The sequence below is a fragment of the Pseudoalteromonas sp. HL-AS2 genome (genome assembly GCF_031198805.1).
GTDB lineage: Bacteria > Pseudomonadota > Gammaproteobacteria > Enterobacterales > Alteromonadaceae > Pseudoalteromonas > Pseudoalteromonas nigrifaciens.
This window is the reverse complement of sequence record NZ_CP133571.1, coordinates 1,983,742-2,007,965: the sequence shown is the minus strand read 5'-3', so window position 1 is coordinate 2,007,965 and position 24,224 is coordinate 1,983,742. Positions and strand designations below refer to the sequence as shown.

The 24,224-nt window shown below is 42.0% G+C and carries 14 protein-coding genes, 6 tRNA genes and 3 rRNA genes; 21 read left to right on the top strand and 2 right to left on the bottom strand.

What is annotated here, in order from left to right:
- Nucleotides 1-16: 16 nt before the first annotated feature.
- The 6 genes from RB215_RS09390 to RB215_RS09365 all read left to right on the top strand — a co-directional run bounded on the left by RB215_RS09390 (nt 17) and on the right by RB215_RS09365 (nt 738).
- A tRNA-Leu gene (locus RB215_RS09390) sits at nt 17-103 on the top strand.
- 64 nt (nt 104-167) lie between these two features.
- Nucleotides 168-243: transfer RNA gene (locus tag RB215_RS09385), tRNA-Gly, on the top strand.
- Between the two features lie 39 nt (nt 244-282).
- Nucleotides 283-369, top strand: a tRNA-Leu gene (locus tag RB215_RS09380).
- 75 nt (nt 370-444) lie between these two features.
- Nucleotides 445-520, top strand: a tRNA-Gly gene (locus RB215_RS09375).
- 19 nt (nt 521-539) lie between these two features.
- Nucleotides 540-613 (top strand) — tRNA-Cys (locus RB215_RS09370).
- A gap of 38 nt (nt 614-651) precedes the next feature.
- A tRNA-Leu gene (locus RB215_RS09365) sits at nt 652-738 on the top strand.
- 680 nt (nt 739-1,418) lie between these two features.
- Here RB215_RS09365 and RB215_RS09360 read toward each other — a convergent pair.
- Nucleotides 1,419-2,837 carry a sodium:alanine symporter family protein gene (locus RB215_RS09360; RefSeq protein WP_309216267.1) on the bottom strand — a complete coding sequence of 473 codons (1,419 nt, stop codon included), beginning with the start codon at nt 2,835-2,837 and terminating at the stop codon, nt 1,419-1,421.
- 606 nt (nt 2,838-3,443) lie between these two features.
- On the opposite strand from RB215_RS09360, the gene RB215_RS09355 reads away from it, so the two are divergent.
- The 8 genes from RB215_RS09355 (at nt 3,444) to ihfA (ending at nt 14,545) form a co-directional block, all read left to right on the top strand.
- Nucleotides 3,444-4,979 (top strand): 16S ribosomal RNA (locus RB215_RS09355).
- A gap of 300 nt (nt 4,980-5,279) precedes the next feature.
- Nucleotides 5,280-8,168 (top strand): 23S ribosomal RNA (locus tag RB215_RS09350).
- 145 nt (nt 8,169-8,313) lie between these two features.
- Nucleotides 8,314-8,428: ribosomal RNA gene (rrf, locus tag RB215_RS09345) — 5S ribosomal RNA — on the top strand.
- The 16S, 23S and 5S rRNA genes sit together here, the layout of an rRNA operon.
- Nucleotides 8,429-9,009: 581 nt before the next feature.
- Entirely contained in the window at nt 9,010-10,065 is a 1,056-nt protein-coding gene (locus tag RB215_RS09340) for a DUF2066 domain-containing protein (RefSeq protein ID WP_309216266.1), read from the top strand.
- Entirely contained in the window at nt 10,065-10,775 is a 711-nt protein-coding gene (gene hda, locus RB215_RS09335; protein ID WP_172459224.1) for a DnaA regulatory inactivator Hda, read from the top strand. The genes RB215_RS09340 and hda overlap by 1 nt, the downstream gene beginning before the upstream one ends.
- Before the next feature lie 84 nt (nt 10,776-10,859).
- Nucleotides 10,860-11,840 carry a phenylalanine--tRNA ligase subunit alpha gene (gene pheS, locus RB215_RS09330; RefSeq protein ID WP_011328576.1) on the top strand — a complete coding sequence of 327 codons (981 nt, stop codon included), beginning with the start codon at nt 10,860-10,862 and terminating at the stop codon, nt 11,838-11,840.
- Between the two features lie 15 nt (nt 11,841-11,855).
- The gene (gene pheT / locus RB215_RS09325) at nt 11,856-14,243 is read left to right on the top strand and encodes a phenylalanine--tRNA ligase subunit beta (RefSeq protein WP_086994471.1); all 2,388 of its coding nucleotides are present in this window, start codon (nt 11,856-11,858) and stop codon (nt 14,241-14,243) included.
- Nucleotides 14,244-14,245: 2 nt separating this feature from the next.
- Nucleotides 14,246-14,545: an integration host factor subunit alpha gene (gene ihfA / locus RB215_RS09320; protein WP_011328574.1), complete on the top strand. Its 300-nt coding sequence runs from the start codon at nt 14,246-14,248 to the stop codon at nt 14,543-14,545.
- Nucleotides 14,546-14,611: 66 nt separating this feature from the next.
- Here the strand turns inward: ihfA and RB215_RS09315 are convergent, their stop codons facing one another.
- Complete coding sequence (locus tag RB215_RS09315) at nt 14,612-15,412, bottom strand: DUF2989 domain-containing protein (protein WP_089368513.1); 801 nt, start codon at nt 15,410-15,412, stop codon at nt 14,612-14,614.
- A 200-nt stretch (nt 15,413-15,612) separates the two neighbouring features.
- Between RB215_RS09315 and RB215_RS09310 the strand changes: the two genes are divergently transcribed.
- The 7 genes from RB215_RS09310 (at nt 15,613) to RB215_RS09280 (ending at nt 24,160) form a co-directional block, all read left to right on the top strand.
- Nucleotides 15,613-17,055: a glyceraldehyde-3-phosphate dehydrogenase gene (locus RB215_RS09310; RefSeq protein WP_011328572.1), complete on the top strand. Its 1,443-nt coding sequence runs from the start codon at nt 15,613-15,615 to the stop codon at nt 17,053-17,055.
- A 174-nt stretch (nt 17,056-17,229) separates the two neighbouring features.
- Entirely contained in the window at nt 17,230-18,357 is a 1,128-nt protein-coding gene (locus RB215_RS09305) for a M14-type cytosolic carboxypeptidase (protein ID WP_011328571.1), read from the top strand.
- A 148-nt stretch (nt 18,358-18,505) separates the two neighbouring features.
- Nucleotides 18,506-20,173: an AGCS family amino acid carrier protein gene (locus RB215_RS09300; RefSeq protein WP_309216264.1), complete on the top strand. Its 1,668-nt coding sequence runs from the start codon at nt 18,506-18,508 to the stop codon at nt 20,171-20,173.
- Nucleotides 20,174-20,231: 58 nt separating this feature from the next.
- Nucleotides 20,232-20,558 carry a hypothetical protein gene (locus RB215_RS09295; RefSeq protein WP_011328569.1) on the top strand — a complete coding sequence of 109 codons (327 nt, stop codon included), beginning with the start codon at nt 20,232-20,234 and terminating at the stop codon, nt 20,556-20,558.
- A 1-nt stretch (nt 20,559) separates the two neighbouring features.
- Nucleotides 20,560-20,841 (top strand): YeaC family protein, encoded by a 282-nt coding sequence (locus RB215_RS09290; protein WP_011328568.1) that lies wholly within the window; start codon nt 20,560-20,562, stop codon nt 20,839-20,841.
- Nucleotides 20,831-23,512, top strand: coding sequence for a DUF349 domain-containing protein (locus RB215_RS09285; RefSeq protein ID WP_309216263.1), 2,682 nt, complete (start codon nt 20,831-20,833; stop codon nt 23,510-23,512). The genes RB215_RS09290 and RB215_RS09285 overlap by 11 nt, the downstream gene beginning before the upstream one ends.
- A gap of 93 nt (nt 23,513-23,605) precedes the next feature.
- Nucleotides 23,606-24,160: a DUF1439 domain-containing protein gene (locus RB215_RS09280; protein WP_011328566.1), complete on the top strand. Its 555-nt coding sequence runs from the start codon at nt 23,606-23,608 to the stop codon at nt 24,158-24,160.
- Nucleotides 24,161-24,224: the final 64 nt, after the last annotated feature.

Below are 24,224 nucleotides of genomic sequence, written 5' to 3'. Positions count from 1 at the left end.
AAATAGCAAACTCGATGCCCGAGTGGTGGAATTGGTAGACACAAGGGATTTAAAATCCCTCGACTAACAAGTCGTGCCGGTTCAATTCCGGCCTCGGGCACCACTTTGTGGTTTAATTACATTACCAAGTGTAATTTATAAAATGTTTAATTTAGAACTAATATGATGCGGCACTAGCTCAGTTGGTAGAGCGCGACCTTGCCAAGGTCGAGGTCACGAGTTCGAGCCTCGTGTGCCGCTCCATATTAGTTTTATCCACTTGCTTTAAATAGTAAACTCGATGCCCGAGTGGTGGAATTGGTAGACACAAGGGATTTAAAATCCCTCGACTAACAAGTCGTGCCGGTTCAATTCCGGCCTCGGGCACCACTTTTATATAAAGTGGCAGAGTAATGAAATACTAATTTATAGTATAAGTAAATACCATTGCTTATAGAATAAAATGCGGCACTAGCTCAGTTGGTAGAGCGCGACCTTGCCAAGGTCGAGGTCACGAGTTCGAGCCTCGTGTGCCGCTCCAAATTATTTGGATACATTTAGGCGGAATGGCAGAGTGGCCATGCACCGGATTGCAAATCCGTTTACCTCGGTTCGACTCCGGGTTCCGCCTCCATATAATTTACTCCACACGCTTTAATTAGCAAACTCGATGCCCGAGTGGTGGAATTGGTAGACACAAGGGATTTAAAATCCCTCGACTAACAAGTCGTGCCGGTTCAATTCCGGCCTCGGGCACCACTTTCTTGCTATTACTACTTATAAACAATGCTATAAGCTGGCAATAACATTAGTCAGTATTTACGCATCAATTCGTTATAATAAAACTACACATCTTATTACTACAATAAAACCCAGTCTGTTAAAGTGAATAGTTACCTTGAATAACGCTAGATTCAGTGCTTATTTATATCTTAAAGTCTACAGCCTTACCTAAATAAGTATTTCCAATTAAGCAATTAGCTATTTATTGTTACTGCACGTAAGAAATAGCCACACTTGCTGATAATACCAAAGATCCCGTAATGAAATAACGCCGCAGCGCTTAGCTACATGGCTACACTTCATCTAGTTAGAATACTAATCAAAACATGAGGACTCTATACACTAGTATAGGGTTTTGTATTTGCCGCATGAGAACGTATTACAATGCAAAACTAAATGCTTACCATGAGTAGCGATTACTAGGCGTTAGCAATAAGTAATCGGCAAAGCGTTACCATTTAAATCGCCAGATCATCGTTACTAAGTTTAGAGGGGGAGGTTAGGCCTCATGCGTCTCTGAGGCTTAGGTTATTGTATGAAGGTGTAGAGTGAAGCGTAATTAGGTATGTAAAAGCGAGCCAGTAATGGGTGTGTTTTAAAAGCAAAAAAAGGGAAGCAATATAGCTTCCCTTTAATTTAACCAATATTAGCTATAATTACTTATGCCAAATCCCTTTTGGAATTGTTTTATCAAGATGCTTATTTTTAGTTGGATCGAAAGTTGGTAACTTCCCAGCACGACGTTGCGTGTTGTAGTCTTTAGCAAGCCAAACAACTACGCCTGACAACATAAATAATGCTATAACGTTCACAATAGCCATTAACCCCATAGATATATCAGCTAAAGTCCACACTAATGGTAGCTCACCCATAGCGCCAAACATCACCATACCTAATACTAACAATCTAAAAATCAACATGCCGTATGCATGGTTATGCTCTAAAAATAATAAATTTGTTTCTGCATAAGAGTAATTAGCAACAATAGATGTGAAAGCAAAGAATAAAATAGCAATCGCAACGAATATTGCACCCCAACTACCTACATGCTCCTCAAGTGCTGCTTGAGTTAAAGCTATGCCCGTTAAACCAGAGCCAGCAGTAAGTTGTTGTGATAATAAAATTAATGCCGCAGTAGCGCTACAAATTACAATAGTATCAACAAAAACGCCTAACATTTGCACATACCCTTGTGAGGCAGGGTGGGGAGGGTTAGGTGTTGCTGTTGCAGCTGCGTTAGCAGCGCTACCCATACCCGCTTCGTTTGAGAACAAGCCACGTTTAATGCCTTGGATCATCGCTTGCATAACGCCGTAGCCAATTGCGCCTGCGCCTGCTTGCTCAATGCCAAATGCACTATTTATAACATGCATAAAAACACCAGGTAGCTCAGAGTAATTTAAAGCACAAACGTACAAAGCCACTAGTAAATAAGCAAGAGCCATAAAAGGCACTACCATTTCTGCAAATCGAGAAATAGTTTTTAAACCGCCAAAAATAATGATCCCAGAGCCAATAACTAAAGCAATACCTACTACATAGTTCGGAATATCAAAAGCGACTTTAAATGCAGCTGCAATAGAGTTTGATTGCACTGCGTTAAATACAAAACCAAACGCTAATATTAAACACAGTGAAAAAATAACGCCCATCCAGCGCTTACCTAAACCATATTCCATATAATAAGCAGGGCCACCACGAAAGTTCCCCTGTTCATCACGCGTTTTATAAGCTTGCGCTAATGTGCTCTCGGCAAAACTAGTCGCCATACCAATTAAAGCAATAAGCCACATCCAAAAAATAGCCCCAGCACCACCTAAATAAAGTGCAACTGCAACACCTGCCATATTACCAGTACCAACACGCGCTGCGAGTGAAGTACAAAAGGCTTGGAATGAAGAGATGCCATCGCCTGAACCTCTACGACTCAAAAACATCACTTTTATCATGTGAGGAAACTGTACAAATTGAATAAAGCGAAGGCGAATGGTGAAAAACAGCCCTGCTGCTATTAATAAGTATACTAAAACATGGCCCCATAAGAGGTTGCTTATACTGTTTATTATATCTGTCATGCTATTTGCCTAATCAACGAGTTTAAATCTGTCGCGCAACTTAGCATAAGCTTGAGAAATAGTTTAGTGATCGAGGTAAAAAAATGACTTGTCCACAGGCTTTTGTGGGTAACCTGTGAGCCTGGCTTGTGTATCTTTGGGGTAAAAATTAAATGCAAAAAAGGCGATAAAAACGCTTGCGTAAAATCTGCGGCTCCCTATAATGCGACCCCACTGAGACGGGAAACGTCAACGCCTAGCGAGACGCGAACTACTCAGAGAGTTAAATAAAACTTCGGTTTTAAATCTTCCAAAAAGAAAGTTTAAAACAAAGTGTTGACTCGAAAAATAAAGGATGTATTATACGCATCCCTTGAGTCGCTAAAGCGACTCAAAACGTTCTTTAACAATATAAAGCAATCATCTGTGTGGGCACTCGTACAGATTGAGTTCTAACAGCCAAGCTTAGTTCGCTAAGCAAGGCAAACAAATTAGAGTCTCAATTGAAAACTGAGTGACCAACAGAAGTAACTTATTTATAAGTTGCTTCGGCACAGTCAATTCAATATCGAAAGATATTAAAATAAATTCAGAATTCATTGAGCTGTCGAAAGACATAAAACTTTTTAATTGAAGAGTTTGATCATGGCTCAGATTGAACGCTGGCGGCAGGCCTAACACATGCAAGTCGAGCGGTAACAGAAAGAAGCTTGCTTCTTTGCTGACGAGCGGCGGACGGGTGAGTAATGCTTGGGAACATGCCTTGAGGTGGGGGACAACAGTTGGAAACGACTGCTAATACCGCATAATGTCTACGGACCAAAGGGGGCTTCGGCTCTCGCCTTTAGATTGGCCCAAGTGGGATTAGCTAGTTGGTGAGGTAATGGCTCACCAAGGCGACGATCCCTAGCTGGTTTGAGAGGATGATCAGCCACACTGGGACTGAGACACGGCCCAGACTCCTACGGGAGGCAGCAGTGGGGAATATTGCACAATGGGCGCAAGCCTGATGCAGCCATGCCGCGTGTGTGAAGAAGGCCTTCGGGTTGTAAAGCACTTTCAGTCAGGAGGAAAGGTTAGTAGTTAATACCTGCTAGCTGTGACGTTACTGACAGAAGAAGCACCGGCTAACTCCGTGCCAGCAGCCGCGGTAATACGGAGGGTGCGAGCGTTAATCGGAATTACTGGGCGTAAAGCGTACGCAGGCGGTTTGTTAAGCGAGATGTGAAAGCCCCGGGCTCAACCTGGGAACTGCATTTCGAACTGGCAAACTAGAGTGTGATAGAGGGTGGTAGAATTTCAGGTGTAGCGGTGAAATGCGTAGAGATCTGAAGGAATACCGATGGCGAAGGCAGCCACCTGGGTCAACACTGACGCTCATGTACGAAAGCGTGGGGAGCAAACGGGATTAGATACCCCGGTAGTCCACGCCGTAAACGATGTCTACTAGAAGCTCGGAGCCTCGGTTCTGTTTTTCAAAGCTAACGCATTAAGTAGACCGCCTGGGGAGTACGGCCGCAAGGTTAAAACTCAAATGAATTGACGGGGGCCCGCACAAGCGGTGGAGCATGTGGTTTAATTCGATGCAACGCGAAGAACCTTACCTACACTTGACATACAGAGAACTTACCAGAGATGGTTTGGTGCCTTCGGGAACTCTGATACAGGTGCTGCATGGCTGTCGTCAGCTCGTGTTGTGAGATGTTGGGTTAAGTCCCGCAACGAGCGCAACCCCTATCCTTAGTTGCTAGCAGGTAATGCTGAGAACTCTAAGGAGACTGCCGGTGATAAACCGGAGGAAGGTGGGGACGACGTCAAGTCATCATGGCCCTTACGTGTAGGGCTACACACGTGCTACAATGGCGCATACAGAGTGCTGCGAACCTGCGAAGGTAAGCGAATCACTTAAAGTGCGTCGTAGTCCGGATTGGAGTCTGCAACTCGACTCCATGAAGTCGGAATCGCTAGTAATCGCGTATCAGAATGACGCGGTGAATACGTTCCCGGGCCTTGTACACACCGCCCGTCACACCATGGGAGTGGGTTGCTCCAGAAGTAGATAGTCTAACCCTCGGGAGGACGTTTACCACGGAGTGATTCATGACTGGGGTGAAGTCGTAACAAGGTAGCCCTAGGGGAACCTGGGGCTGGATCACCTCCTTATACGATTTAGAACTTATTTGTTCGTAGTGTCCACACAGATGATTGTTAATTAGTGCTTGTCCTTCGGGATAACTAATTAATATGCTCTTTAAAAATTTGGAAAAGCTGATAATAAAATTCTGATGAATAACATTGTTATTTATCAAGAGTTTTCAAAAGTAAAAAAAGAATGGTAGCAGTACCATTCAGTGCCATTTAATTAACTCTTATGAGTTGATTGATTGGTATCTACTTTAGTATTCAATATTGACTTCTGGCGAAGTTAAACTGTCACAGAACAAAGACCCGTTTGGGTTGTATGGTTAAGTGACTAAGCGTACACGGTGGATGCCTTGGCAGTTGGAGGCGATGAAGGACGTATTAACTTGCGATAAGCCTAGTCAAGCTAGTAAAAAGCACTTGAGACTAGGATTTCCGAATGGGGAAACCCACCTGCTTGCAGGTATCGTTAACTGAATACATAGGTTAACGAGGCGAACGCGGAGAACTGAAACATCTAAGTACCCGTAGGAAAAGAAATCAACCGAGATTCCGAAAGTAGCGGCGAGCGAAATCGGAACAGCCCTTAAGCTTATTATGTGTTAATGGAAGGCTGCTGGAAAGCGCCACGATACAGGGTGATAGTCCCGTACATGAAAAGACATTTTAAGTGAAATCGAGTAGGTCGGAGCACGTGAAACTTTGACTGAATATAGGTGGACCATCATCTAAGGCTAAATACTCCCAACTGACCGATAGTGAACCAGTACCGTGAGGGAAAGGCGAAAAGAACCCCTGTGAGGGGAGTGAAATAGAACCTGAAACCGTGTACGTACAAGCAGTAGGAGCCCACTTGTTGGGTGACTGCGTACCTTTTGTATAATGGGTCAGCGACTTATATTTTGTAGCGAGGTTAACCGATTAGGGTAGCCGTAGGGAAACCGAGTCTTAACTGGGCGAATAGTTGCAAGGTATAGACCCGAAACCCGGTGATCTAGCCATGAGCAGGTTGAAGGTTGAGTAACATCAACTGGAGGACCGAACCCACTAACGTTGAAAAGTTAGGGGATGACTTGTGGTTAGGAGTGAAAGGCTAATCAAACCGGGAGATAGCTGGTTCTCCCCGAAATCTATTTAGGTAGAGCCTCGGACGAATACTTACGGGGGTAGAGCACTGTTAAGGCTAGGGGGTCATCCCGACTTACCAACCCTTTGCAAACTCCGAATACCGTAAAGTAATATCCGGGAGACACACGGCGGGTGCTAACGTCCGTCGTGAAGAGGGAAACAACCCAGACCGCCAGCTAAGGTCCCAAAGTCATAGTTAAGTGGGAAACGATGTGGAAAGGCCCAGACAGCCAGGAGGTTGGCTTAGAAGCAGCCATCCTTTAAAGAAAGCGTAATAGCTCACTGGTCGAGTCGGTCTGCGCGGAAGATGTAACGGGGCTAAACTATGCACCGAAGCTGCGGATTCATCTTAGGATGAGTGGTAGGGGAGCGTTCTGTAAGCCGTTGAAGGTGTACCGGGAGGTATGCTGGAGGTATCAGAAGTGCGAATGCTGACATGAGTAACGATAATGGGAGTGAAAAACTCCCACGCCGGAAGACCAAGGGTTCCTATCCCATGTTAATCAGGGTAGGGTAAGTCGACCCCTAAGGCGAGGCCGAAAGGCGTAGTCGATGGGAAACAGATTAATATTTCTGTACTCGATATAATTGCGATGGGGGGACGGAGCAGGCTAAGCAAGCATGGCGTTGGTAGTCCATGTGAAAGTGAGTAGGGCGTTTGTTTAGGTAAATCCGGACGAACACTAAACCTGAGACACGAGACGAGTCACTAAGGTGATGAAGTTGCTGATGCCATACTTCCAGGAAAAGCCTCTAAGCTTCAGATTATATGGAATCGTACCCCAAACCGACACAGGTGGTCAGGTAGAGAATACTAAGGCGCTTGAGAGAACTCGGGTGAAGGAACTAGGCAAAATCGTACCGTAACTTCGGGAGAAGGTACGCTCCTATCTGTGATGAGACTTGCTCTCTAAGCGGACGGGAGCCGCAGTGACCAGGTGGCTGGGACTGTTTATTAAAAACACAGCACTGTGCAAAATCGCAAGATGACGTATACGGTGTGACACCTGCCCGGTGCCGGAAGGTTAATTGATGGGGTTATCCTTAGGGAGAAGCTCTTGATCGAAGCCCCGGTAAACGGCGGCCGTAACTATAACGGTCCTAAGGTAGCGAAATTCCTTGTCGGGTAAGTTCCGACCTGCACGAATGGTGTAACCATGGCCACGCTGTCTCCACCCGAGACTCAGTGAAATTGAAATCGCAGTGAAGATGCTGTGTACCCGCGGCTAGACGGAAAGACCCCGTGAACCTTTACTACAGCTTGGCACTGAACATTGAACCTACATGTGTAGGATAGGTGGGAGACTTTGAAGATGAGACGCTAGTTTTGTTGGAGTCAACCTTGAAATACCACCCTTGTAGTTTTGATGTTCTAACGTTGGCCCCTGAATCGGGGTTACGGACAGTGCCTGGTGGGTAGTTTGACTGGGGCGGTCTCCTCCTAAAGAGTAACGGAGGAGCACGAAGGTTGGCTAAGTACGGTCGGACATCGTACGGTTAGTGTAATGGTAGAAGCCAGCTTAACTGCGAGACAGACACGTCGAGCAGGTACGAAAGTAGGTCATAGTGATCCGGTGGTTCTGAATGGAAGGGCCATCGCTCAACGGATAAAAGGTACTCCGGGGATAACAGGCTGATACCGCCCAAGAGTTCATATCGACGGCGGTGTTTGGCACCTCGATGTCGGCTCATCACATCCTGGGGCTGAAGTCGGTCCCAAGGGTATGGCTGTTCGCCATTTAAAGTGGTACGCGAGCTGGGTTTAGAACGTCGTGAGACAGTTCGGTCCCTATCTGCCGTGGGCGTTTGAGAATTGAGAGGGGTTGCTCCTAGTACGAGAGGACCGGAGTGAACGAACCGCTGGTGTTCGGGTTGTCATGCCAATGGCATTGCCCGGTAGCTACGTTCGGAACTGATAAGCGCTGAAAGCATCTAAGCGCGAAGCAGGCCTCGAGATGATTTCTCACTAGAGCTATAAGCTCTCTGAAGGGCCGTTGGAGACTACAACGTTGATAGGCAAGATGTGGAAGTGCTGTGAGGCATTAAGCTAACTTGTACTAATTACCCGTGAGGCTTAACCATACAACGCCAAACGCGTTTTATGTGACAGTTCAAGCAAGAAGTTAATATTGCTAAAGTAGATATTTACGCAAAGACTTAAAAAATATTATCAGATATTTTCCAAATTCAGTTAATTTGTAGTGATACGAATTAACGCCCTAATTTGCTTGGTAACAATAGCGTTTTGGACCCACCTGACCCCATGCCGAACTCAGTAGTGAAACGAAACAGCGCCGATGATAGTGTAGCATTTGCTATGTGAAAGTAGGACATTGCCAGGCTCCAAATTGTAGAAAGCCCGACTAGAAATAGTCGGGCTTTTTTACGTCTGTAGAAAAGTGAAATGTGGGTGAATAATGTACACAAGTCTCCCGCGTAGGTTGGGCGAGCGTAGCGACACCCGACACTCAAATCATAAAAACATCATCACTAGCCAATGAGTTTAGTGCATTTGCACTGTGACTCTCCACCGCTGTGGGCACTTACGACATTCTACTGCGTTGTCGCTACGAAGTAGCGCACCGACATTCAAATCATAAAAACATCATCACTAGTCAATGAGTGTGGTGTATTTGCACTGTGACTCTCCACTGCTGTGGGCATTAAGACACTACCAGGCCTAATTAAAGACTCCGATTCTAATTATCGCTTTGTTATTGAGCTCGTTATTTAATATTAAATTACTCATTAACTTTATGCGATTAGTATAAAAACATTAAATTGTTAGACAAAAATAACCCCATCAGCAATCTCTGCTAGCACCTAGCACCTAGCACTTTTTCCTACAAATAAAATATAATTTTGCTTTGTGGGTTGCTTTGATTTAGGATCAAATCAGTTTAAAACTAAGAACAAATAGCCTGTGTATAGATTATTATTAAGTGCCTTATCAATTATATTTTGCTTTACTACATCAGCGGTTGAAGTAACTGATCTTTATCAAGATATTTTAAAAGTTGATGATAAAACTCGAGACACGCGTTTAGCAGCAAGTCGTAAAGCATTGCTGAATGTTCTAGTGAAAGTCAGCGGTGATGAAAGTGCTGATCAAAACAGCTTAGCGCAACAAAAAACTCAAGATATTTCAGACTACATGCTCAAGTTTGAGTACGACGAGAGTACAACCGGTAACTTAAAACTTGTTGTTAAATTTGAAGCGCGAAAAATTAATGCATTAATTAAAGAGCTCGGTTTACCCTTATGGGGTGTGCAACGACCATTAATTGCAATATGGTTAGGAATTGAAGATAACTGGCGCAGAGAGCTAGTTACTCAAGAAAGCTACCCACAACTAGAACAGTTAATATACGATAAAGCAGGGCGACGTGGTTTACCGGTTGTGGTGCCTTTACTTGATTTACAAGACAGACGTCTAGTAGGTATTCCTGAAGTATGGGGTAACTTTTCAGAGCCAGTAGAAGAGGCCTCTAAGCGTTATAGTGCTGAGCGCAGTATTACAGCCAGAATGTATAAGCAACCAGATAGTGAAAACTGGGTTTTAGATTGGCGATTTACTAACGATGATCTTTTTGAATTAAATAGATTAACGGGTGATAAACAACAAGTTGTTGCGCAAATGATAGATACGTTAGCGAAAGGGCTAGCTAATGAATATGCAATTGATCCAAATGCTTATTACGAGCAAGCAGCGGCAACTTTAACTCTAAAAGGTACGCAAAGCTTTGTTGATATTGAGTTGGCTAAACGCCGGTTATCAAATTTAAGTGTGGTAACTCAGGCTACTATTATACGAAAAACCCCAGATTTAGTTGAGTTCAAACTTAATCATACGGGTAGTGTGGTTGATTTAAAAAAAGCATTAGGGCTTGATGCTGCGTTTAGAGATTATGTTGATCCAAGTGCTTTTTATCATATTGTTGATAAAAACAGTTTAGAGTATCAATGGATTGGTGAGTAATGCTAACTCATGAGCCAATGCAAATGGCATTGCCGGTTACTTTGCCCGATGACGAAACCTTTACCTCGTACTTTGGCGGTGAGGACTCTTTAGAAGTAAGTCATTTAAAAGACAGTTTTTCAAAATTGTCGCAATCTTTTCAATACACTTATTTATGTGGTTTGGGCGATTCAGGGAAATCTCACCTTTTGTACGCTACGTGTATTCAAGCGCAAGAGCGCGGCTTATCAAATATGCTGTTATCTATGCGAGAAGTTATTGATTTTGGCCCTATGGTATTAGAAGGCTTAGAAGCCCTTGATGTTTTATGCATAGATGATGTGCATTTGGTAGCGGGTGATGATGCGTGGGAAAAGGCCTTATTTAATTTTTTTAATCGCTTTAACGAGCCTAAAAAAATGTTAGTGGTGACCGCTGACTTACTCCCCGACATGCTAAATATTAGCTTACCAGACTTAGAATCGCGGCTAAAATGGGGAACTACACTGCAAATTCGTTCAATGAGTGATGACGATAAAGCACAAGCTTTAGTTAAACGCACAAAAATGCGTGGCTTAGAGCTAAGTGACGAATGCGCCCGATTTTTATTAACGCGCTTAAGCCGTGATATGCGTACATTACTCGACGTATTAGACAAATTAGATCATGCATCTATGGCCGCACAACGAAAATTAACAATTCCTTTTATAAAATCAACGTTAAAGCTCTAGTAGGTCTAGAATCTAGGCACTGCTTTCAGTTATCATAAGTTATTACTTAACAGCAATCACCTTCTGTGAAAGATCAGGTATCCAATGAACTTAGAAAATATATTAGCGCAAGCACTTGAGGCGGTAGCCAGTGCCAGTGAAATCGCGCAGTTAGAAGAAATGCGGGTTAATTACCTTGGCAAAAAAGGCGAGATCACCAGCTTACTTAAAACGTTAGGCAAAATTGCCCCTGAAGAGCGTAAAGAAGCGGGCCAAGTTATTAATCAAGCTAAACAAGATGTGCAAGCTGCTATAAACGATAAACGCGAGCTGTTAGCCAGTAAAGCGCTAGAAGAAAAGCTAGCCGCTGAAACTATCGATGTAACATTACCTGGGCGTGTTATGCCTACTGGTGGCCTACATCCGGTTACACGTACCATTGAGCGCATAGAAAGCTTTTTTGGTGAGTTAGGCTTTGCAGTTAAATCGGGTCCTGAAGTTGAAGATGACTTTCATAACTTTGATGCGTTAAATATTCCTGAGCATCATCCAGCCCGTGCTGATCACGACACTTTTTACTTCAACCCTAAGCTGGTATTGCGTACGCAAACGAGTGGCGTACAAATACGTACAATGGAAGTTGAGCAACCGCCGCTGCGTATTATTTCTCCTGGACGTGTATATCGTAACGATTATGACCAAACGCACACGCCTATGTTTCATCAGGTTGAAGGCTTAATGGTCGACACAGATGTGAGCTTTACTGAACTTAAAGGTATTTTACACGACTTCCTGCGTAACTTTTTTGAAGAAGACATGGAAATTCGTTTCCGTCCTTCATTTTTCCCTTTTACAGAACCTTCAGCAGAAGTAGACGTAATGGGTAAAGACGGCAAGTGGCTAGAAGTATTAGGCTGCGGCATGGTACACCCTAACGTTCTTAAGTCTGTGGGCATTGATCCTGAAAAATACACCGGCTTTGCTTTTGGCATGGGTGTAGAACGCTTAACTATGTTGCGTTATGGCGTAAACGATTTACGTGCATTTTTTGAAAATGACTTAAAATTCCTAAACCAGTTCCGTTAAGAGTGAAACAATAATATGAAATTTAGTGAAAAGTGGTTAAGAGAGTGGGTTAATCCAGCCATTGATACGCAAGCTCTGTCGGAACAGCTTTCTATGGCTGGCCTAGAAGTTGATGGCGTAACACCTGCAGCAGCAAAATTTAATGGTGTATTGGTAGGTGAAGTTGTTGAATGTGGACAACATCCTGATGCAGATAAGCTACGCGTTACCAAAATTAATGTCGGTGGTGATGAACTACTTGATATCGTATGTGGCGCACCGAACTGTCGTTTAGGCATTAAAGTTGCGGTTGCAACTGTTGGCGCAGTGCTTCCTGGTGATTTTAAAATTAAAAAAGCCAAGTTACGTGGCCAACCTTCAAATGGCATGTTGTGTGCCTTTGTTGAGCTAGGGATTAGCGAAGAAGGCGATGGCATTATGGAATTGCCAAGCGATGCGCCAGTAGGTACAGATTTACGTGAATACCTAGGCCTTGATGATAATATTATTGATGTTGATTTAACACCAAACCGTGGTGATTGTTTAGGTATAAAAGGCTTAGCGCGCGAAGTGGGCGTACTTAACAGCATTGACGTAAACGTATTACAAATTCCAGCGGTTACAGCAACAATTGACGATAAAGTATCGATTGAATTAGTTAATGAAGATGCATGTCCTCGCTACCTTGGGCGTGTGATTAAAGGCATTAACCTTGATACAGCAACGCCGTTATGGATGGTTGAAAAACTACGTCGCAGCGGTGTGCGTTCAATCGACCCAGTAGTTGATGTTACTAATTATGTATTACTTGAACTTGGCCATCCAATGCATGCATTTGATTTAAATGCGATTGAAGGTGGAATTAAAGTACGTAGTGCAAACGCCGGTGAAGAGCTAGTTTTACTTGACGGTAATAGCGTTAAATTAAACGAATCTACATTAGTGATAGCCGATCATAATAAAGCACTAGCCATTGCGGGTATTTTTGGTGGCGAGCAATCGGGTGTTACAAATAAAACGTCTGATATATTACTTGAAAGCGCATTTTTTAACCCTGTAGCAATAGCTGGGCAAGCACGTAGCTACGGTTTACACACAGATGCATCGCATCGTTATGAGCGTGGTGTTGATTTTGCGCTACAGCATGATGCAATAGAGCGTGCAACAGCGTTACTACTTGAAATAGTAGGCGGTGAAGCAGGCCCAGTGGTTGAAGCCGTTGCCGCAGATAAACTACCTAAAGTGACTGAGGTTCGTTTACGTCGTAGCCGTTTAGACCGTGTTATTGGCCATCATATTGAAGATGAGAAAGTTACTGATATTTTAACTCGCTTAGGTTTTAACGTAAAAGTTGAAAACGACAGCTGGAGTGCAGATGTACCTAGTTACCGTTTTGATGTGCGTATTGAAGAAGATTTAATTGAAGAAGTGGCGCGTGTTTACGGTTACAACAGTATTCCTAATGTTGCACCGACTGCTAAGCTTAAAATGACCACCCATAACGAAGCGACTATCGCACTAAGCAAGTTTCGTAATACGCTAGTAGCCCGTGGTTATCAAGAGGCTATTACGTACAGTTTTGTCGACCCTAAAGCGCAAGCTATTTTGCACCCAGAAAGTCAGCCGCTAGTATTACCGCACCCAATTTCAATTGAAATGTCTGCAATGCGAGTAAGCTTAATGCCTGGCTTATTGGCGTCGCTAGCGTATAACCAAAATCGTCAGCAACCGCGTATTCGTCTATTTGAACACGGCCTTAAATTTTTAAGTGACGAAAATGCCGAAAACGGTGTTAACCAAGTGCCAGTAATTGGCGGTGTAATTACCGGTCTTGCGCATGGCGAACATTGGGTTGAAGAAAAACGCAACGTCGATTTTTACGATGTGAAAGGTGACGTGGAAGCACTACTGGCAATTACCAATGATATGAGCCGCTTTGAAATTAAAGCAGAGCAGTCAGACGGTTTGCATCCTGGTCAATCAGCGGTAATTTATGTTGCTGGTAAAAAGGTTGGTTTTTTTGGTGCATTACACCCTCAAGCGCAAAAGTCGTTAGATATCAATAATGCTACTTTCGTGTTTGAAATTGAAATGTCGGCAATCGAAAAAAGAAATTTACCGCAAGTTGCAGGGGTGTCTAAATTCCCTTCAAATCGCCGCGACATCGCGATTTTAGTGCAAGAGAGCGTAAATATTGGCGATATTTTAACAGCGATAGAAAAAGTTGGCGGAAATCAATTAGTTGACCTAAACTTATTCGATGTGTATAAGGGCAAAGGTATTGAGCCAAATTATAAGAGTTTGGCGATTGCTCTAACACTGCAATCGGTTGATAGAACACTCGAAGAGAAAGATATCAATCTAGTAGTTGATAACGTGGTGGCCACACTGGCCGAACAGTTTAATGCATCGTTGAGGGACTAGATATGGCGCTTACTAAAGCCGACATAGCTGAACACCTATTTGAAAAACTCGGGATCAATAAAAAAGATGCCAAAGATTTAGTTGAAGCGTTTTTTGAAGAAATCCGCTCAGCGCTTGAAAAAGGCGAGCAGATTAAGCTCTCTGGATTTGGTAATTTTGATCTTCGTGATAAAAAAGAAAGACCGGGACGTAATCCGAAAACAGGGGAAGATATTCCTATTTCGGCGCGTCGCGTGGTGACCTTTAGACCTGGGCAAAAACTTAAAACCCGAGTAGAAGTGGGCACAAGTAAAGCAAAGTAATATAAAAAAGGCAGCGTAAGCTGCCTTTTTTATTATTAATGTTTTATTTAACTACGCCTAGGTTACTTAAAACTCCCTAGGTGATACAAACTTACCAGCGCGAATTTGCTGAAAAGTTTGTTGCGCTAAAGAATCTAAACTATCAAGATTTTTTCTGCTGCTTGCCAATTGCTGCTCTACAGCAAATATATCAACGTTTTCTATCCCCGACATCTGCGCAACTTTAGAAAAAACATAGGCATGTTTATAATTTTGTTGTTTATAAAACAAACTGACCAAAGAGGTAAACACCTCGGGATCAGGTATTTGCTGTGCTTTATTAAGTTCTAATGTTTTGTAGAGCAAATCAATCGTTTTATCATCATCAAATTTAATATAATACGATGCCAAAAAAAGTTGCATTTCAGCACTTGTTGTCACCCTTTCATCATGCTCCAAAGCTAAAAATTTAGTCAGTGCTCGCTGATCGTTATTACGCGACCAATGATAGTAAAGTAAGCCTGGGTGATTAGTACTTTTAGTATCTTGATATAATCGCGTCATTTCTTTAATACTGGTTAATTTACCTTCTACACGAGAGGTCTTTTTTTCTTTTAATTTTATATGCTCAATTTTAGCTGCAAGCGTAATACACTGATTATATGATTCAAACTCTTTAAGTAGCTGATATTTATTTTCATCAGTTGGGTGCTTGTATTCAATATAACGCTGCAAAATAGTGTTAGAACGCTGCTCCCGACAATGATTATCTTTATTTAGATCGTTGCAAAAACCGGGCGTTTCTTTACATACTTGGGCCAAGCTTAGTGGCTTTTCACATCCGGCTAAGGTGAGTACTCCAAGTACTACTATTAGTCTTATAACCATCCTCAACCCTTAAATATATTAATATAATGTTATTCTAACGCAATCATTTAGCCTCTAACAGTAGAGAATAAAGCAAGATTAAATTAGAATAGGGAAGTCACTAGAGTGCGTTGACTTATCAGGGTCGAAATCATTTCAACTTTTGATGGTTAAATGCTCTAGGGCTATCCGTTCAAAAATGTTTAACTTAGGTAAATAAAATGACCTCATCTCACGAGTTAGAATACACAAATAGTTGGCAAGAACGCCAAGGTTACGCAGAAAGCATGCAACCAATCATTGGTAAGCTTTATCGTAGTCGTGGTATCGAAATTGCTGTTTATGGCCGCCCACTTGTAAATGCAAGCCCAATTGAAATTATCAAATCTCACAAATCAGTTGCGCAGTTTGAAGGTACAAAATTACGTTTACGTGAAAGCTTCCCATTTTTAGAAGCGATTAGCAAAATGGATTTAAACTCTGCACGTATCGATATTGGTAAGCTTGCTTACAGCTATTTGTATAATGATGCTGCAAACGGTCGTTCTGTTGAAGAGTTTGTAAAAGATGAGCTCGCTGAAATTGCTGATTTACCAGCTAAAGAATCACGCGATGTGGTGCTTTATGGCTTTGGTCGAATTGGCCGTTTACTTGCACGCCTACTAATTGAAAAATCAGGTCCTTATGCTGACTTACGCCTACGCGCAATTGTTGTACGTGGTGGTAAAGATGGCGACCTTGAAAAACGTGCCAGTTTATTACGTCGTGATTCAATTCACGGTCCATTTAATGGATCTATCACTGTTGATAAAGAGCGTAATGCAATTAAAGCTAATGGTAGCTACATCCAGGTTATTTACGCTAACTCTCCTAGCGAAATAGATTACACAGCCTACGGCATCGACAATGCACTTATTGTTGATAACACAGGTATTTGGAAAGATGAAGCAGGCCTTGGTCAGCATTTAGAATGTAAAGGCGCTGCTAAAGTACTATTAACGGCTCCTGCTAAAGGTAATATCAAAAACATCGTATATGGTGTAAATAACAAAGATATTTTACCTGAAGACAAAATTGTATGTGCAGCAAGCTGTACAACTAATGCCATTACACCAACACTTAAAGCATTAAACGATAAGTTTGGCATTAAAAATGGTCACGTAGAAACGGTTCACTCGTATACTAATGACCAAAACTTAATTGATAACTACCACAAAGCAGACCGCCGTGGCCGTGCTGCTGCACTTAACATGGTAATTACTGAAACAGGCGCTGCAAAAGCGGTTTCAAAAGCACTACCAGAGCTTGAGGGCAAACTAACGGGTAACGCAATTCGCGTACCTACACCTAACGTGTCGCTGGCTATTTTGAACCTAAACTTAGAAAAGAGCACCTCGGTAGAAGAGCTAAATGCATTTTTACGCGATACCGCACTTCACTCAGACCTGCGCGACCAAATTGATTACACCGCTTCTACTGAAATCGTATCTACCGATTTAGTAGGTAGTCGTTACGCTGGTGTGGTTGACTCGCAAGCAACTATTGTTGATGACAACCGTATTGTACTTTACGTTTGGTACGATAATGAATTTGGTTACAGCTGCCAAGTGGTACGTTGTATGCGCGATATGGCCGAAGTGGCATTCCCAAGCTTACCTCACTAATTTATTAGTCGTTATACAAAAGCCAGCATTTGCTGGCTTTTTTGATTATCAATATTTTTAAAGCGCAGCGCTTATGGTACGCTTTATACATTAGATACGGCTAATCGCAGCGTACTTACATCCTGGCTATTTATGCAGTCCAGAGACACTTAGTCAACTTATAGGTTTTTTGTCATGAAAATCAGTAGCAATTTCGATAGTGGTAATATTAAGGTTATTGAAGCCACCGATCCATTAAATATCCAGTTAGAGATTAATAACGATTTCCAGTCTGAATTTTATCAGTGGTTTCATTTTCGCCTAGAAACAACCCCTTACCAATTACATAAGCTAAATATAAACAAGCTCGAAAATTCAGCTTATCCAGATGGCTGGGTAGATTATCAGGCGGTTGCATCGTATGACCGTCAAACGTGGTTTCGTGTACCTTCAAGCTACGAAAATGGCACATTAAGCTTTGAAATAGAGCCAGAGTGCGGCAGTGTTTATTTTGCTTATTTTGCACCATATAGCTATGAGCGTCATTTAGATTTACTTACGTGGGCGCAAAGCCAGCAAATTTGCCAATTAGAAACATTGGGCGAAACCCTAGATGGCCGCGACATGAGCGTACTTAAAATTGGTGAGCCAAGTGCAGATAAGAAAAACATTTGGATCACAGCTCGCCAGCATCCGGGTGAAACAATGGCGCAGTGGTTTGTAGAGGGAATACTTCACAAACTACTTGATGACGAAGACCCGCATGCTGCTGCATTACTATCAAAAGCAGTATTTTATATTGTGCCAAACATGAACCCAGATGGTAGTGCTCGTGGGCACTTACGTACTAACGCTAAAGGCGTTAACTTAAACCGTGAATGGCAAACGCCGAGCATGGAAAATAGCCCAGAAGTTTATTTAGTGCTTAATAAAATGCGTGAAACAGGCCTAGATATGCACCTTGATATTCATGGTGATGAAGCAATCCCGTATAACTTTGTCGCCGGCAGTGAAGGCATTCCAAGTTATGATGCGCGCTTAAAAGATCTAGAAGATAGCTTTAAAGCTGCTTTGTTAACCATTACTCCTGAGTTTCAAGACGAGCATGGCTACCCTAAAGACGAGCCAGGCCAAGCTAACCTTACAGTAGGTTCATCTGCAACAGCAGAAGAATTTAAGGCGCTTACCTATACAGTCGAAATGCCATTTAAAGATAATAACGACTTACCCGACCCAGATTACGGTTGGTCAGATCGTCGTTCATATCAATTTGGCCAAGATACTTTGGCGGCTATCGTAAATGTCGTTGATAAATTAAGATAAATTAGTATAAGGTAAGGGCAACATTAAAATGTTGCCCTTTTTTGTTACAACACTTACAAAAATAACAAGTGCGCAACGGCACAATAAACTGTGGCTTAACGAATGTTTAGTCAGCAATTTCAAAATAAAATAATAAGAGGAATTTAGCGTGGATGCATTCGGACAACTTTTAGATAGCCTAGATGGCATGTTAGGAGGAGCAGTATGGTTTCCTTATGTGTTATTAGGGGTTGGTTTATTTTTTACTATTTATTTAAAATTTCCCCAAATACGGTATTTTAAACATGCTTGCCAAGTTGTTTCGGGTAAGTTTGATAAAAAAGATACAGAAGGGGATACCACTCACTTTCAAGCACTTGCTACAGCACTATCGGGCACAGTAGGCACAGGTAATATTGGTGGCGTAGCACTGGCTATATCAATTGGTGGGCCTGCGGCGTTGTTTTGGATGTGGATGACCGCATTTTTTGGTATGACTACCAAGTTTGTAGAAGTTACCTTGTCGCATAAATACCGTGAAAAAACTGAAGATGGCACTATGTCTGGCGGCCCAATGTATTACATGGATAAACGCCTTAACATGAAATGGCTGGCCATTTTATTTGCCGTAGCCACTGTAATTAGCTCGTTTGGTACAGGCAGCCTGCCACAAATTAATAATATTGCACAAGGTATGGAAGCCACCTTTGGTTTTGCGCCTATGGCCACAGGTGCAGTGTTATCTATTTTACTTGCCTTGGTTATATTAGGCGGCATTAAGCGTATTGCAGCAATTACATCACGCGTAGTACCGTTAATGGCGACTATTTATATTATTGGTGCTCTGGCTGTTATTTTTTATAACGCTGAAAACATCGGTCCTTCATTTTCTGCTGTATTTATGGACGCATTTTCTGGCTCTGCTGCCGCAGGTGGCTTCTTGGGGGCGTCATTTGCTTATGCGTTTAACCGGGGTGTAAACCGTGGTTTATTCTCTAACGAAGCGGGTCAAGGTTCTGCGCCTATAGCGCATGCTTCGGCAAAAGCTGATGAGCCAGTATCAGAGGGTATAGTATCTATCCTAGAACCTTTTATCGATACCATTATTATTTGTACGCTTACGGGGTTGGTTATTTTATCCTCGGGGGTGTGGAATGAAAAATTTCAAACTCATTTTGAGCGCTCGGCTATGAGTATTATTAAAGGCGATTACACAGAAGAAAACCAAACACAGCGCGAAGACCTCTATAAATATCTTAATGGTCAAAAAAGTAATATAGAGACGTTTACCGGCAATATTGAAGTGGTTAATGGTGAGGCATTGAGTACAGGTTTTACGGTACTACATTCACGCTCAATTGCAGAGGATGTACGCTTTGGTATTACTGAAAAGCACAAATACACAGGTGTTGTAGAAGTAATAGATGGCATGCCAACAGATGACAGCATTAGTTTAGTGGGCAAATCATTGGTACATTCAGCAGAGCTAACTACCAAGGCTTTTAAACGTGGTTACTTTGGCGATAGTGGCCAATACATTGTATCAATAGGCTTATTGCTGTTTGCGTTCTCTACTGCCATTGCTTGGTCGTACTATGGAGATCGCGCAATGATTTACTTATTAGGGCATCGCTCAGTAATGCCGTATCGCGTATTTTATGTGGCTGCATTCTTTTGGGCATCGTTCGCCGATACCACCTTGGTATGGAAGTTAGCGGCAGTGGCTATTGTTGTTATGACGCTACCTAACTTAATTGGCATTATGTTATTGCGTAAAGAGATGAAAGAATCGGTAGATGACTACTGGGTCAAATTCAAAAAAGACAACGAGAAATAAAACAAGTACAATAAAGGCGCCGCAAGGCGCTTTTTTTATGCGTAGTATGGAGAGATGTATGGCGATTATCCGTTGCCCTAAATGTGCCAAATCAATATCAGATAAACACGCGCAATGTCCGCATTGCGAAAGTAACGTTGCCGACTTAAATAATGAGCAAGTTCAACAGCTTCAACGTGAGCAGCGAATTAAAAAACAGCAAATGTTTATAACTCACTCATTTTTAGCACTTATCCTATTTTTAGGCGGTTTTTTCTGTTTGTACTTCTTACAACCGCAAGAAAAAACACCTCAGTGGTATGCTTACACCATCGCTATTGGCGTGGGGTGTATTTGGTACCTTATTAATCGTATTATTTTAGTGACTCTAAAAAAGAAAAAATGACATGAATATCGACAATCTTGTACAAAATATTACCCCAGAATTATTTGAACGTTTGCAATATGGAGCAGCAACTGGCAAATGGCCAGATGGCACTCCTTTATCAGATGAACAAAAACAGCAAACAGTGCAGTTAGTTATGTTGTATCAAGCAAAAGTTGCTCAATCGAATGAGCAATTTACTATTGGTGCAAATGGCGAAATGGTGCAAAAAACAAAAGCACAACTGCAAAAAGAATTTAACTCAGATAACGAAATAGCTAGGTTTAGTGAACATGATCTTTAAACACCTTTTTACGCCAAAATGGAAACACCCAAAGCTGCAAGTACGTCTAGACGCAATCGAAAAGTTAGATGTACAACGCGACGCAATAATTTTAAGCACTTTAGCGCTGGAAGATAGCTCAGCAGAAATTCGTCGTAAGGCACTGCAAAAAGTAAACGACTTGCCACTGTGGTGGAAAGCCTATAAACAAGATCAAGCATTAAAAGATATTGCTGAACAACAAATATCTACCGCAGTTTTAAGTAGCGAAAGTACACTGTCGCCGCAAATTAAAAGCGAATATATAGAGCGTTTTGCACCAGTAAAAACCCTTGAAAAACTTGCCTTTGCAGAAAAAGAGTTGCAAGTGCGGGTTAAGTTACTAAAGCGCCTAGGAAACCCTAAACTAATAGAAAAAGCCTTTAAAGAGGGCAGCGAAGAGTTACAAGCGCAACTAGTTGAGCTGGTTATTACCCACCAGTTAACTAAACCATTATTAAAGCATGCACAAAACAGTGCTAAAACAGCGCTTAACACGCATTTAGAAAACGAGCGTTTAGCAATTGAAATGCCAGCGCAAGTTGAGGGGGAAACCCGTGTTATTTTAGCCAAGCTAAATGCTTTGCGCGATAAAAATGATTTTGCATTAGTAAACCCAAAAGCCGGTGAGTTAATGGCGCAATGGCAAGCCTTAGAGCTTAAGTGGCTTAGCACCGAGCAAGTAAAACAGCTAAACGAAAAGTACAGCACAATTACCGAAAAGCTAAATGCCCATATTGCACAGCTTCGCAGTGAGCACGAAAAAGAGCAGCAATTACTTGCACTACAACAGCGTCAACTGTTGGCATTAGCAACGCTTGAAGCTTTAAGTGAAGAAATTGAAAATGCATTACAACTTGGCCTAGAAACGCCAGAGCAAATTCAGCAAGATTGGCTTGATGCAAAAGTAGCGCAGGCTCAACAAGCAATAAATGAAACAGAGTTAGCCAATAACCCGCAATCAAAGCAGGTTATTAATAAGTTAGAAAAGTCATTTACTCAAGTAGCTAAATTACCTGAGCTAACGTCTGCTATTAAAGATTATAAGCTGGCATTTACTGAACTGTGTGAAATAAAACCAGCAGCCGATTTAGCCCAATACGACGAAACCCTAGCTGCATTTAATAGTGGTTTTAAAGCAGCGCGTAATCATCTAAATATATTAGATAGTGCATTGCAAGGTACGTTTAAAACACAACTTAATGCGCATAAAAAGCAATTTTTAGTGCCAATGAACGAGTTGATAAAACCGCTTGAAAAAAATCAAAGCCAAGCTAAACGCAAAGCCCGTGATGTAAAGCGCCTAATAGAAGAAGGTCGTTTTAACGTTGCATTTGGTGTGTTTAAAGGCTTTGAAGAGTTATTTAATACCTTAACTGAGCAGTATCAGCAACCACTTGTAAGCTTAAAAACCGATTTAGAAGCGCAGCTAGCTGACGCCAAAGATTGGCAAAAATATGCTGCAGCACCAAAGCGCGAAGCATTACTTGAAGAAGTTAGCACGCTCGCTTTAGAGGAGTGCGTAGATCCCCAGCAACGGGCTGATCAAGTTAAAGTGTTGCGTAAACGTTGGAATGAGCTTGGCCGCTTAGATACAGACGAAGAAAAGCAACAAGGTGAGCAATTTGATCAAAAAATCGAATTATTGTTTGCACCTTGCCGTAACTATTTTGCAGAGCAAGAAGTACAACGTGAAGCGTCAAAAGCGCAGCGCGAAAGTATTATTGCTGACATGCATGCACTGCACTTACTCGCAACTGACGAGCAGGGTTTTGATTGGAAGCAGTTTGAAAGCCAATACAATCGTTTAAACAAAGCATGGCGCAGTGTGGGTAAAGTTGACCCTAAAACGTACCGTGTATTAAACGATCGTTACAAAAACGAGCAGCAGCGTGTGCTAGCGGCGTTAAATGCGTTTCATAAAGGCAATGCTGCACTTAAAAATGCATTAGTAGAGCAAGCGCAGCAATTATCACAAAGTGATGACCTAGCAGCAGCATGCCAAGAGCTAAAACAATTACAGCAGCAGTGGCAAGCAATTGGCTTTGCCGGCTTAAAAGCTGAAAATGCCTTATGGCAAAAATTTCGTCAATTTAACGACGAAACTTTTACTAAACGCAGTAGCGAGTTTGAACAGCAAAAGTTAGATCAAAGCGAAAACGACAAGCAAGTAGTCGCTGAGCTTAACGAACTTGAATTGGCGCTGGGTCAAATTAACGAAAAAGCGCAATTACACGACTTAGAAACTAAAGTTAAAGGGTATACCCAGTTTAAGTCACTATCGCCAAAAGTAACGTCGTTACTTAGCGCCATAGAAGAGAAGCTTGCAGGGCTAACGAGCAAAGCCGAACAAGCTAATTTAGTGGCCTTATTTAACGCTCTTGAAAATAATGAAGCGATACCGAGCCAGTACCAAGCTGCACTTAAAACATCACTTAGTAGCGCACAGTTACTTACTAGAATGGAAATTTTAGCTAATGTAAGTAGTAATGATGCAATGCAAAGAATGGCAGAGCAAGTTGCCATGTTAGATGATAAGCATCGTGGCGAACATGCAGATATAAGCTATTATTTAAAGCAGTTGTTAGCGCTCAGTGAAGGTTCAGTTGATGCTGACACACTAGCAAGGCTAAAGGCTGTTTTTACAGCTTAGTGTAGTTACACCTAATAGAGTATTACTCTTTTAAAAGCCGCTCGTAAGCGGCTTTTTTATACCCATCACTTATAATAATTTAGAGAGTTTTTTATGAAAATATTATTTATTATTGCCGCATTATTTTTAACTGCATGTAACGCTACACAAGGAATGTCTGTTTATTCATTTACTAACGCCGACGTGGAGTCGTTATTAACAAAACAGCTTCCTAAATTAAGCGAACAGGTAAGTTTAATGGGATTACCAGTAGAGTTTGATGTAAACGATGTGAGTGTAAATATTGGTCCAGAAAATCGTGATGTTGTAGTGCTAGGCGCCGATTCAAGCGCTAACATTAGTGCTTTTGCATTAAAATACCCAGTACGCTTAAAGCTGCAAATAGAAGGTAGCCCATTTTACGACAGCGAGAAAAAAGCGGTGTTTTTACGTAATATAAAATTACTAGATTCGAGTGTTGATGCTGGTGGTTTTAAAGGTAATTTAGGTGCGCTAGACGAACAAGCTATGGATATTATTAACCGCTTTTTAGCTGTAAACCCAGTGTATGAGCTAAATATGAACGATCCTAAAATGGCCTTGCTAAGTAAACTACCACTTGATATGAAAGTGGTTGCAGGCGCTATAAAATTGGTTCCACGCCTTTAAGTTAGTTGTAAATAAAGTCTAGTTAGCATAATAAGGTAACTAGGCTTTATTTTCTGTCATAAAT

Bases quoted from the DNA above. Each gene is read 5' to 3' on its own strand.
- RB215_RS09360 (WP_309216267.1), bottom strand. From the start codon at position 2,837: ATGACAGATATAATAAACAGTATAAGCAACCTCTTATGGGGCCATGTT.
- hda (WP_172459224.1), top strand. From the start codon at position 10,065: ATGCTAACTCATGAGCCAATGCAAATGGCATTGCCGGTTACTTTGCCC.
- pheS (WP_011328576.1), top strand. From the start codon at position 10,860: ATGAACTTAGAAAATATATTAGCGCAAGCACTTGAGGCGGTAGCCAGT.
- pheT (WP_086994471.1), top strand. From the start codon at position 11,856: ATGAAATTTAGTGAAAAGTGGTTAAGAGAGTGGGTTAATCCAGCCATT.
- ihfA (WP_011328574.1), top strand. From the start codon at position 14,246: ATGGCGCTTACTAAAGCCGACATAGCTGAACACCTATTTGAAAAACTC.
- RB215_RS09315 (WP_089368513.1), bottom strand. From the start codon at position 15,412: ATGGTTATAAGACTAATAGTAGTACTTGGAGTACTCACCTTAGCCGGA.
- RB215_RS09310 (WP_011328572.1), top strand. From the start codon at position 15,613: ATGACCTCATCTCACGAGTTAGAATACACAAATAGTTGGCAAGAACGC.
- RB215_RS09305 (WP_011328571.1), top strand. From the start codon at position 17,230: ATGAAAATCAGTAGCAATTTCGATAGTGGTAATATTAAGGTTATTGAA.
- RB215_RS09295 (WP_011328569.1), top strand. From the start codon at position 20,232: ATGGCGATTATCCGTTGCCCTAAATGTGCCAAATCAATATCAGATAAA.
- RB215_RS09290 (WP_011328568.1), top strand. From the start codon at position 20,560: ATGAATATCGACAATCTTGTACAAAATATTACCCCAGAATTATTTGAA.
- RB215_RS09285 (WP_309216263.1), top strand. From the start codon at position 20,831: ATGATCTTTAAACACCTTTTTACGCCAAAATGGAAACACCCAAAGCTG.
- RB215_RS09280 (WP_011328566.1), top strand. From the start codon at position 23,606: ATGAAAATATTATTTATTATTGCCGCATTATTTTTAACTGCATGTAAC.